Source organism: Bradyrhizobium sp. URHD0069 (assembly GCF_000701345.1).
In the GTDB taxonomy this organism is placed as follows: domain Bacteria; phylum Pseudomonadota; class Alphaproteobacteria; order Rhizobiales; family Xanthobacteraceae; genus Bradyrhizobium.
This window is the reverse complement of sequence record NZ_JNIJ01000077.1, coordinates 1-11,555: the sequence shown is the minus strand read 5'-3', so window position 1 is coordinate 11,555 and position 11,555 is coordinate 1. Positions and strand designations below refer to the sequence as shown.

At 57.8% G+C, this 11,555-nt stretch carries 8 protein-coding genes; 5 read left to right on the top strand and 3 right to left on the bottom strand.

What is annotated here, in order from left to right; all coding sequences use genetic code 11:
- The first annotated feature begins 1,211 nt into the window (after positions 1-1,211).
- Complete coding sequence (locus tag N554_RS0128965) at positions 1,212-1,940, top strand: LuxR family transcriptional regulator (RefSeq protein ID WP_029586668.1); 729 nt, start codon at positions 1,212-1,214, stop codon at positions 1,938-1,940.
- Between the two features lie 767 nt (positions 1,941-2,707).
- On the opposite strand, the gene N554_RS0128950 is transcribed toward N554_RS0128965, so the two are convergent.
- From N554_RS0128950 to N554_RS0128940, 3 genes are all read right to left on the bottom strand, one after another.
- The gene (locus N554_RS0128950) at positions 2,708-2,923 is read right to left on the bottom strand and encodes a photosystem reaction center subunit H (protein WP_029586666.1); all 216 of its coding nucleotides are present in this window, start codon (positions 2,921-2,923) and stop codon (positions 2,708-2,710) included.
- 418 nt (positions 2,924-3,341) lie between these two features.
- The gene (locus N554_RS0128945; RefSeq protein ID WP_051677769.1) at positions 3,342-3,644 is read right to left on the bottom strand and encodes a helix-turn-helix domain-containing protein; all 303 of its coding nucleotides are present in this window, start codon (positions 3,642-3,644) and stop codon (positions 3,342-3,344) included.
- Positions 3,645-4,249: 605 nt separating this feature from the next.
- On the bottom strand, positions 4,250-4,741 hold the full coding sequence (locus N554_RS0128940) for a hypothetical protein (protein ID WP_029586664.1): 492 nt from the start codon (positions 4,739-4,741) through the stop codon (positions 4,250-4,252).
- Between the two features lie 71 nt (positions 4,742-4,812).
- Between N554_RS0128940 and N554_RS0128935 the strand changes: the two genes are divergently transcribed.
- The 4 genes from N554_RS0128935 to N554_RS0128920 all read left to right on the top strand — a co-directional run bounded on the left by N554_RS0128935 (position 4,813) and on the right by N554_RS0128920 (position 11,251).
- Positions 4,813-5,025: a hypothetical protein gene (locus N554_RS0128935; protein ID WP_156042170.1), complete on the top strand. Its 213-nt coding sequence runs from the start codon at positions 4,813-4,815 to the stop codon at positions 5,023-5,025.
- Between the two features lie 267 nt (positions 5,026-5,292).
- Entirely contained in the window at positions 5,293-5,544 is a 252-nt protein-coding gene (locus N554_RS0128930) for a hypothetical protein (RefSeq protein ID WP_197033789.1), read from the top strand.
- A gap of 512 nt (positions 5,545-6,056) precedes the next feature.
- Positions 6,057-9,515 (top strand): DEAD/DEAH box helicase, encoded by a 3,459-nt coding sequence (locus N554_RS0128925; protein ID WP_029586661.1) that lies wholly within the window; start codon positions 6,057-6,059, stop codon positions 9,513-9,515.
- Positions 9,512-11,251 (top strand): phospholipase D-like domain-containing protein, encoded by a 1,740-nt coding sequence (locus N554_RS0128920; protein WP_029586660.1) that lies wholly within the window; start codon positions 9,512-9,514, stop codon positions 11,249-11,251. Before N554_RS0128925 ends, N554_RS0128920 begins: the two co-directional genes overlap by 4 nt.
- The last annotated feature ends 304 nt before the right edge of the window (positions 11,252-11,555 follow it).

Genomic DNA, 11,555 nt, shown 5'->3' with positions numbered 1-11,555 from the left:
TGGACCCGGGAGGTTGCCAAGTCATGAGAGGCGATCAACCAATGCGATAGGAGAAAACTCGAGTTCCACCAAGCCGTGGAACGATGTCCCTCGCGGGACGATGATGAGGTGAGTTCGTATGTCCGCTTGGACCTATCGTCTGTGAGACGGCAAGGCCGCCCCAAAGATTGTTCCACCTCGTCTTCGAATCCCATGATGGAAGGGCCTGGGTGCCGATTCCGAAGAGAAGCACGAGCCCGCGAGCGACATCGACACTGTGATGGCGGATAGTCTGAAAGTGCTTGACCCCAAACGGCCGATTAGAGAAGCAGACATCGACTACGCGAACAGCTCCGCCCCGGCTTGCGTGAACGACAGGTAAGCTCCGGACGGATGCATCGTGAGGATACGCGCCGCCCGTGCACATGATCAAGCTAACGATGGAGATCACGCCTTACGTCTGGGTGCATCGCCACGACGATGATCGGCGATGAAAATGCATCAGCAACAAGCCTACAGCTTCCTAACAATCTTTTCGGCTGCAAGATTCGCATCCGACTCGGAGGCGTGATCATCCGGCGTCACGACGCTGGATATCGTCTTACCCCGGATTGCAGTGCTGGATTGCCGAACAGGGGTGACAGCCGCGCGCCAATGCCCCGGTCTGCGTTCGTATGCCATGTCGCCTCCGGAGAGGGAGACCCCGCGCGCTCTATCCTGTGATGTCAATGGCTGCGTTAGCTGATGGTGCCGCGCTAGTCTCGCCTATGCGTTTAAGCGGGGCCAAATCCTGGCTCAGGCAAACGATGTGATCGGCATTCAGCCCGTATCCAGAGTGCGCGACCATATCGAGATGCTGCTGCTGCGCCGTGCGCCCAGAGAGTAAGGGCAAAAGCATCTCAGGCCGCCCGGCGTCGCCCTGTAGGCGCGTAAACTTGGCAAGGTGCAATCGTCCAGCCGACGCACTGACGGCGGGCGCTGATGATCGTGCGGTGCTATAGCGATCGATCTTGCACCGGATGCGGCAGCGGCCCCTCATGATCTTCGACCCTATGCGAGATCACGCCGGTCAAAGTAACCGTTGCAATGTCACTCGATGGGCAACGAGTCCTCAAGACGGGTGACACAATTCAGCAAGCAACGAATAATAAGATAGCCATGATGTTCTTGGTTGCACTACAACGGTCTGCGATCATTGTGATGCCCGCGCGGGGGGGCGAGGGCGTGCAAAAATGAATAAAATATTTGAACAATTCGTTCAAAATCTCTCGATGCACGATAACACGTCTGAAATTGAGCGTTTGTTACGACGAACTTTGGATGAATACGGCTTTCCGTGTTTTGCCTATCTAAGCTTCGCGCCACGAGGCGATGACGACGACACACTGGCAATGACGACGTATCCGAGTTCCTGGGTGGAACAGTACTGCGCGAATCGGTATGACAGGATCGATCCAGTGATCGCGCGCTCGATCGCAACGACGCTTCCCTTCGCGTGGTCGGCTGACCGATTCGATACCAAGCTGACCAACAAGCAAAAGTGGCTTTTAGAAGAAGCCAGCGAGTTCGGGATTCGACATGGCGTCACGATTCCAATCCATGATCGCCAGGGAAAGGTTGCAACGCTCACACTCGCCGCCTGCGGTTCCCGTTCGGCGTTCGATACCCGAGTCGAGCAATACCGCCATCAGCTACATCTCATTGCGATTTATGTGCATGCGCGGCTGCGCAACGTAACGCCGACGCCCATTTCACCGCTTCGCCCATGCCTCACTCAGCGCGAGAGGTCCTGCTTGCAATGGGCAGCTCGCGGAAAGAGCGCTTTGGATACCGCTGAAATTATAAGTGTCAGCCGCCGAACGGTGGTCTTTCACACCGAGAACGCCAAGCGCAAGCTCGGAGTGGCGACCGTGCAGCAGGCGGTCGCCAAGGGACTGATGTACGACATCATCAGCATGTAGCCGCTGGTCGATGTATTCTGAAGTCTGTGCCCTGACTTGAAGTGGGAAAGGTCCCTTGGCCGCATAGCGGCAATGACGCTTGGGTCAGTGCCGTATCTGGCGGCGGGCCTTCGCGCTCGCCGCTTGCGACGATCCTGAGCATGGTATTGGGCAGGGGCCGTTGCAGGTTGGCAGCTTCGTCCCACGGCGCGCGCATCCAGACATCGCATTCTTCCTCGGTGGTCAGGATCACCGGCATGGCCTTGGGATGGATCGGCGCAATTATGTCGTTCGGTTCCGTCGTTAGGAAGCCACGGAGCTAGCCCCGCGTTACTCGACGTTACTGCTGCTCCTTCGGAATAGCTCCGACCGGCTGATCAGGTAGTGGCTTCGAAGTTTCTTCGGCAGGCATGGTGGTTCTTAGCTCGGACGCGGCGCAATCGCCCGCCCAGAGCTTGGTCCCCTTGACCGTCCCGACGAGCTTACAGCCAGCGGGCGGGCGCGGCTTCACCTGAACGATGGGCTTCCCGACAGCCGGTCGCTTTGCGGGTGCCGCATCTTGAGCAAGGGTAGCCGTAGGTAGGAGGATCAAGGCGAACAAAATGGCTCTCATGGCGGCGCTCCATTTCTCGACGATGGTTGCCGTTCGCGCAATAATTATAGGCTGTTTCAACAGAGGAGTCGCTTTCTATGATCGACGCTCTCCTTTGGAACACCGGCCTTACCGCATGGGTTTTGATCAGAGCTTTACAGCAGCTCGAGTTCGGCGACGTCAGGCAGAATATTACCTAGGGCGTACTATCTGGGAATTTGATCGTCGAGACAGGCCACTTTCCATCGTGGCCCCTAATCGAAATTCGGAGGCCGTGCAATTCGTCGAGCCAAACGCCCTCGACCGTCCCGGCCTTCCCATAGGTGAGGATAACAGCCTTGCCGACAAGATCGGATTGGGCCTGCTCGAACTCGCTGAGGATCGTAGACGCGCGGACCTTCACAGATGGCATGTGTGTTCCGGAGTCCGGTTGAACGGATCGGTTTTGCATCTGAAAGGCGGGCAAGTCGTGATCAGTGCGCGGCAAAGGGATGTCAGCGGAACCCCGGCCTGCGCGATCTAGAAGCTTGGGGCGCCGCTGAAATGCCGGTCATGCCGGACGCCGCGCTACTCGCCCCCGGTTCGCATGATCAAGCTCACACAACAGCGCGCGTCCGCGCCAGACTCCCCCGTGCTTTTGTTCGGCTGGGCCGCCATCACATAGCGGCAAACGCAGGGGCTACGGGCGGGGCTCTCAGGGGCGAAGTCAGCTTGGATTTATCGTGCGAGCACCTGCGCTAGATCGGCAACCGCGCAACGCAAGGTGTCGTTTTTTAGGTTGAGGAAAGCGTCGATCAACCGGCGACCATGTAACGAGAGCGCAAGCTCGGTCAGCTCTGGCGTTTCGATCTCGCCGCCGCGCTTGATGTTGGTATCTCGTCGTAAAAATATCCAATGTCGACGCCGAGGAGTTTAGCCAAGGGCACCATCAAGGCCGCGCTCATCCGGTTGGTGCCCGTTTCATATTTCTGAATCTGCTGGAACGAGACGCCCAGCGATTTACCTAGATTGTCTTGGGTCATTTTCAGCATGACGCGCCGCGCGCGCAGCCTGTCGCCGAAATATTTATCGATAGGTCCCGTGCTCCGCGTCGTAGCCCGCTGGATGACTTGCTTGGCTCGTTTGCTGCTCATAGATTGCCCCCGCGTTGTTTGGTTTCCGGCCCCAGTGCGCTACACAATACACGGCGGCGCTCAAGAAAGAAGTCCTCGAAGGCTCGCGACCAAAATCTCAGCAATACGAGGCGCAATTTCGATTTTGCCGCGTTGACTGCGACGGTCTTCGATCGACCGGCAGTCGCCGCCTGATGGTGGCACGGATCGCCGCCGTCAGCAGCCAAATGAAACCCGCCCGGCTGGGATCGTCGAGCGGGCTCGTCCCTCAAAGGTGAAGCTGACGTCAGAGCGCGAGATCATGCCTTTGCGTTCATCCGAACGAAGAGAGAAGGTCAAACACTCCCAACAGCAAAGAAAGAACTGATCACCGTTGAACGCTCGACTCTCTGGGCGAACCCAGTAAGCTGGCAGCATTAAAGACAGTCAATTTTCAGGGGTATAGGCATGCAATCGCGGCGCTTTTTGAATTGGTGGTTTCGCATATGGGCTTCGGGTCGGTTCTTTGAGAAATTCTCAAACTGGCGGGCGGCGCGTAAAATCTCGAAATCGCCATGAAGACGACTTCCTAAAAAAGATCGTCGTTACTCCTGTAGCTTTGATCGGATTGGCGGTTTGGACGATGCTTAGTCACCCGCTATAAAGCCCAATCGGGGCTTTGGAAGCTTCTCAAGCTCCGCCATCTTCTCATCGATGGTTTTTTTCTGGTCCGCCAGTTGTTTGAGCTTGCGTTGTCCCTCGTCGGTCGTGACGTCGAGCATTGCCATGGCAGCGGCAAGCCCCTGGGACTCGAAAGACAGTCGAGCAATCTCATCGTCTTTGGCGCGCTGTTCGGCCCTCAATTGTCTGCGACCAACTGCCGTATAGAGCGAACTAAAACCGACCTTAAGGGGTGGGTTAGGTTCAAGTGTGAGGAATGTCCATACATACAGAATCGGTAACACGATGAGCGAAGCAATTGCCCCAGCTAAAAACTTGCCCCAGAATTCAGCTGGAAAGCCCCAAGCAACTATGATTGCCGTTATCAGGTGAGGGGCGATGCTCGCGAACGCGTTCCGTGGTGTGTCAATTCGATATGTCGCCAACAACGAACGGAGGGCAGCAGCGTGGCGGCTCACGATGAATTTCCAAGGTTTATTCGCGATCAGCCGTCAACCTAACCGATTTATGGCGTCATGCCCTAATAATGATGACCGCCCCCGAAACCCTCACCATGCGCGTGACCGTGATCGCTGGCGAGCGCTGCGCCGACAACTTTGAGGTGATCCGGCGCGGCATGTCCATCGGACGAATCATGCGTGCCATCGGCGTGCCGACCGACAAGCCGCAATGGACATGGAATTGCTACGTCCACGGCAGGCCGTCATCCGCCGACGACAACGGCACCGACCACGATCTTTGACGACGCCAAGGAAAAGTTCCGGCCAGCATGGGCGCGCATCACGACATCAGCGGGCTGCGCGAGTTGCAGACCTTACGTCGATGAGGTCAGGGCGCTGGCGAAGGATGGGGCAAATGATGCGGAAAGAGTTCTACATCCCTAAAACCCGAGGTGAAGGACCGGAAATCACGGTTCGAGGCCCTGAACGATTTCGTACGTTCGCGGAATCGCTGGATCACCAGCGTTCCAGGCGCGGTCGACGTGACACTGGAGTGTCTGCCGGGATCAATGCTGCCAGATGAACTGCGCAAGCTTGGCTATGACGTCAGCGAAATCGGGGAGGGCGAGCGAATTGTACCGACCGCGATTGTTGAGAAATTCGTCACCGGTGCTGACGGCACGTTCGTCGCATTGACCGAGGGCTTAACGCGTCCGGTCGCATCCACCGTGACACATGCCGGGCATTTGCAAGGTGAAGCGTTACGCCTTCGACATGCCCTGACGCGCGCTCGCGCCGAATGTCCGCTGTTGGGAGGATAGTGTTGCAAAAGTCGAAAATTGAACGACGCCGAAAATCTCGCAAAAGCTGATTTTTAGCGGACTCCACCACTGCCGCACTGCGTAGCGCCGATGCGAAGCTCCGTGGTCGTTTTTGTGTGAAACGATGTGGTCCCCCATATCGCCGCGCGCGAAAGGCATCAGCGGTCCTGAAAAATTTTGGTCGTCACCCCAAAAAGACTTTTGCAACACTATCGGGAGAATAGCGGAAAACATTGCTCGCAGTGAGTATTTCGCCTTTTGGACCCTAAGCAGACACTTCGCTGGCCATCCATACATTCAGATTCCTCAACCGGCCACACGGTCGATGCCTCAGCCGGCCGGCGGCTAGGGCATATCAAAGGATGCCTGTCTACCTCACCTGATATACCCAGCGCCGATACATAAAAAGTGGGTAAAAGCCCCGTTTTGGGGTCGAGAACCCTTTCACCAAGCCTATATTTGGCCCCCCGCATCCGAATCATCAGCATTGCCCTAAGATGGATCACGGCTCTATGGCGCGCGCTCCCACGCACGGCAAATCGACACTCGATGCACGATTCAGCTTTGCCGACACCGCGTTTCCAGGCGGGATCGAGGGTTGGCACTCTCAGCTTCGCTTTGCCACCGGCATCGTGGATGGCGAACATTATCTTTTGCGTCTCTTCAAGAAGACCGGAACAGCGCTCGACGAAGATCTAAAGCGGCTCATCACGCGCGGCCTCAGGCGGGTGCGCCGTGTTCTCTCATCGCGCCGTGCACGCCAGCTCCTGGTCGACGTCCTTGAGATCGTCGAGGACCAAGATGAGCTCGGTATCCTGATGGTCGATCCTGGCAGTCCCATCTGCGGGTCATCGCACAGGGTCCGAGCTAGAGAAAGCCGCATGCTGACAACGACCGGCCGCAAGGTGTTCTGGCGCAATATCTTGCGCGTAGCCGAAGGTCTCTCGCTCTGTCACGACGCGGGCATCGTGCATGGCGCCATCAGCGAACATGCGATTTTCTCGCACAGCGACGAAAAAGAGGATTTCCGACTCGGCGGCTACGAAGCGTGCGTGCACATCGCCGACGGCGATATCGGCGGTGCGGGACATCTCCTGCGGCCCTCGGGCACCGTTTCGTTTCGGCGGGACTGGAGTGATCTTGGGCAGGCAGCGTCCCGTATCCTTGGCCTTACCGAGGACGGCGGCGGCCCCTCCCTGCTGTCGATCGAACGGCGCATGCTCAATCGCCTTGCCAATCCGCCACACTATCAGCTTTTCGATGGGAGCATCGTCCTGAGCGAGCTGGCCGAGGTCGTGGCCGATCTTGACCGGTCGGGGTCAAGCGCCGAAGGCGAACTCATTCTCTACCCTTCGCCCCAAGTTACCCAAAGCGATCTTGCAGCTCTAACGTCGGGCACCGTCCAGGCCGACGACAGGGATGCCGTCCTCCGGTTTGTCGAAGAGGATCTGGGCGGACCGACGGTGCGCACCGTCGTCGTAGATCAGGCCTTCGTGCGTGTCGTTACCGATCTTGCCGCCTATGGCGTGAAGATCGTCGATGACTGGGTCGGCATGATCGAGAATGCCAACAAAAGGCGGCCCGACGATTACATCTATGATGCCGTCGAGGTTCGCCACCGGATTCATCTTGCGCGAACCCGAAAAGGCGCCGAAGAGCGAGTGCGCAGACTTGGCCCCGGTGCTAAGCCGTGGATTGACGCCAATGGCAAAACACGCGCCGGTCGCTCAGCCGACGATATTTCAACTTGGTACGCCCTCATTCTCCTCGAAGCCTTTACTTGGCTGCGAGAGCAATTTCGCATCTATCCCGTCGAAGTGCTTCATCCGCCATCGGACGGGGATGCCGATTTAGCCTGGATCGCCTCTCGCGAGGATGCCGACCGGGACATCCGTCGCAAATTGATGGGACTGCGCCCGGCGTACGATGGCTTAGGTCGCGAATTGAAGTTCGACGACGGCAAGCCGAATTGGATACTCTCACGCGCTGACACGCTCGCCGGCGATCGCGAGCGGCTTCCCGAACTCAGTTATGAGGGAACGGGCGGCGTCGTAGACGGCCACCTAGCTTTCACGTTCGCGACAAGCGAAGCGGTTGTGCCGGGGCAGACACTTTTTCTTCGCCCTCGACGCGACAGCGGGTTCGAACGCGCTATTCGCCGCCGCCTTCAGAATATCGTGGCGGCCCGGACGAATATTGAACTCTTAAGAGCGATCGACGATCCGGCGCAGGTCGCGCTGGACGATGTGCTCCGCGATATTGCGGCTCCGGGTGCTGCGCCGCCGGACGACATGGATGCATCGAAGAAGGTCGCATGGGACGCCATCGTGTCCGGCAAGTCCATCAATGTCGTTGTCGGCCCTCCTGGCGTCGGCAAGACCTTCCTGATTTCGCATCTCGTCAAAAGCATTTTGGAAAAAACGCCGGATGCCCGGCTTTTGGTCTCGGCCCAAAACCATGAGACCTTGATTCAGATGGAGGATGAACTCAAGACGACTCTGGCGAGCGGCACGACGATCGTCGTGCGTGTCGAACGCACCCGGTCAACCGATGAAATAAGCTCCCTGCGCGCGAGCTCGGTTAATCTTCTCCAGTCTGTTTCGGCGGCTGACCATGCCGCTGAAGGTATGATGGTCAATCAACGCTACCAAATCAAGCAGGCCCTCCGGCCCGTTGATGCGTCGGAAGCGACCGTCGCAGAACGCGTGTTTCGCGATACCGATCATCTGTTGCTGCGATCCTCCGATGTCACGCTTGCCACGACGTCGTCGCACATCATCGAAGAAATGATTGCCGACGGCGATCAATTCGACTGGGTCATCGTCGAGGAGGCGGCCCGCGCGAATGGAGCGGAATTGATCGGTGCGCTGTTGCTGGGCAACAGGAGAATCATGGTTGGCGATCACAACCAGCTTTCTCCGTTCGATGCTACCCAACGACAAAAGTTCTACGATCCTGAACGCGCAGCCGAGCTGCTGCGGGACGCGAAAGAGCAGCTTGATACTATTTCTGATCTGCCGCCGGAAGTTAACGAGGCGCTTGATACCATCAAGTCGAACGAGCTTCTGATGAGGGAGGTGCTCGCGACAGCGGCGCGTCTTGAAGAGCCGTTTCGATCAATCGCCGAGCGTGAAGTTCAGCGTGAAAAGGACACAGGACGTCCGAGTGCGATCGTCAACACCCTGCTAGAACAGAGCCGCATGCACCCCGCCATCGGGGATCTTGTCTCAAATACTTTCTATGACAAAAAGCTTGTTCCCTCTGACCGCGTCAAGCGTCGCGCGCTGACCGTTACGTCAACCGTGCCATACCTCGCCTCGCCGATCGTTCTTCTCGATTTTCCGCCGCTCAGCATGGCCAAGAGGCCGTACTTCGAAAAGAAAGTGAAGCGGTCCTACCGCAACGAACTCGAGGCGCAGGCCTTGATCGCGGTTTTGAAAGGTCTACGGCCGGTAGTTGGGGCGGACGGCCGCCGGCCCACGCTGGTGATCCTTTCACCCTATCTAGCGCAGGTCAATTGGCTCAAGCATTTGCTCAATCAACAGGTTAAAAAAGACAAGACTTTGTTCGGCTTCGCCAGCCCGCGCAGCAACGGAGAATTTGTCTTTACGAGCGACAGCTTCCAAGGAGGTGAAGCCGACGTTGTTGCCGCCAGCCTCACGCGCAACAATGTGATGGTGGGGTCGCGCGCGCTTGGTTTCGTCAAAAACCCACAGCGCATGAATGTGCTGCTCAGCCGCGCGAAGCAAAAACTGGTTCTTGCCACAAGTCAGCGCTTCGTTCGCGAAGTGGTCGAAGGAATAGATCCCGACGGAAAAAAAGATGAGCTTGAGTTCCTTCGCAAGATGCTGAAGGAGCTCGCGACGCTGGCAGGGAACGATTACGAGCTCGTCGGGAAGAATGCTTCCATCGTCAAGGTCAAGGGTGCATCCATCGTTACGGTCGATGAGAACGGGAGGTTTCCGGCGTGAAAATCTACCTTCCCGCCTGGCACTATCGCGCGCGTGCCATCGTCCAACGAACCTGGGGATGGAGCCCGATCGAGGAAATGATCCTGCTCGCGCTCGATCGCGCGCCAGGCACGATCGAAGATGTCGCAACGTCGCTTGGCATCCCTATACAAGTCTCCGGCTCGACCATCGCGCGATTGATGCAGTTCGGCCTGGTTGAGGTTCGCCTGTCTCCTGTTCCCCAACTGGCAACAAGCAGTGTCGGTCACGACTTCATCCGATTGGGTGGCGCCTTGCCCGAGCGAACCGAAGATCGGGAGATTCACATCAGTCTCGTGCTGGAGAAGGTCGGACACTCCGTCTTTCGCAACCGCGACGTCGAAACCGCCCCGCTCTATCGATTGACCCAGGCGGATCACAAGGTCAACTTCCCTCCGGGACCCGATGAGACCGATGACACGATGGCGGCGCGCGTAACCCAGCTCGTGGCCGGCATGCTTCGCCCCGGCGAATGGCTGCGCGGCGTGCAGACGATCAATTCCGTCCTTGAGAGAAAATACCTCGCTATCGAGCTCAACGACGTGAAAAACGGGCTGCTGCCCGAGGGGGCCAGTCAGGACTTGATCGGGGCCCTTCAAGCAACGATCAAAACCGGCATTCTTCCCGAGGCGAGCGACCCCCAACCAAGCCGGTCACTGACAATCGATACGATGATTGCCGCCGAGCAGTTGATCGTCGGCGGCGACCAACATCTCGAACGCTTCGAGCGGATCGTCGGCCAGGCCCAATCCGACATCTTTGTACTTTCGACCTTTGTCGCGCCGCACGACGACAAATACACTGAGCGCCACGAGCGTGTTCGCACGGCGCTCGAACAGGCATGTCAGCGTGGCGTGCGCTGCCATTTGTTCTACGGCACCACGCTTGACGCTGAGAGAAAAAACGCGATCGCGATGCAGGAGTTGAATGTCCGGCTCTCCTCGGTGCGGCGCGCGCGTGGTTTTGTGCTTACACAGCGTGATTCGGTTGGAAGCCACGTCAAATGTCTTGCGGCCGATGACGGCCAAGGAGGCGCTGTCGCCTTGCTCGGTTCCTCCAATTGGCTGTCGTCGCCCTTTTCGGCCGTGGAGGTATCTGTCGAGCTCACCGAGAATCACGCGGCCGCGGCCGGCTTGGATCTTCTACGTTCGATCATCTCGCCGCTTTCAAGCGCCAGCCGATCGGTTGAAACGCTTCAGTTCACAGCATCGGATCTGAGGCGTACCCGGAGCCCTTTATCACCCAGCACCGACAGCGGTCAGCGTATGCCGGTTCGGATGACAATCCTTCAAGCCGACGATCATGAGCGATTGCTTCGAAAGGTCGCGCATGAAGCCGATGAGCGGTTCGTCTGCTGCACTAACAAGGTCGGTGCCACGATGGTGCCCGGGCTCTTCAATCCGGCCGAAATCGCAGGTCGCCGGCTCGACGATGTCCGTGTTTACTACTCGCGCCGGTCCGGGCCCATCAAGCGGCGGCATGTCACGGCCCACCGCGAACGGCTAAATGGCGTCGTCGATCTGATTGCCGTGGAAGATCCCCAAGTTCACGCGAAATTTCTTTTGTGGGATACGGATCATGTCGTCGTGAGCACCATGAATTGGGGCTCTCAATCGGGTTCACCCGATAATCCTCTTGACGAGATTGGCCTGTATCTGGAAGGGCCGGGCCTAGCCACATCCCTTTTGGTAAAATTCGAGGATCAGCTCGAGGACTGATACGTGGGGCGTAACTTTTTGCGCACCAAACCGAGTGTTCGCGGAGCCCCAACCTGGCAAGGTCCGCTTTTTGGCACTTTTGTATGGACCGGCTGCGTTTCGCAAGAGAGCTTGTGCGTGGATAGCGGAAGTCGCTGATATGTATCCGGCCTGTTTGATCGGCTCGCGGGCCGTGGCCTTGATGGGAATACGCACGCATCTTTGGTCTCATTATCGGACAGGTTGACGAGCAACCACTAGTGCCACCAGACTCTGGATGCGCTCATTGATCCGTTCCATGCATTTTCTCTGTCGCGAACTTGGA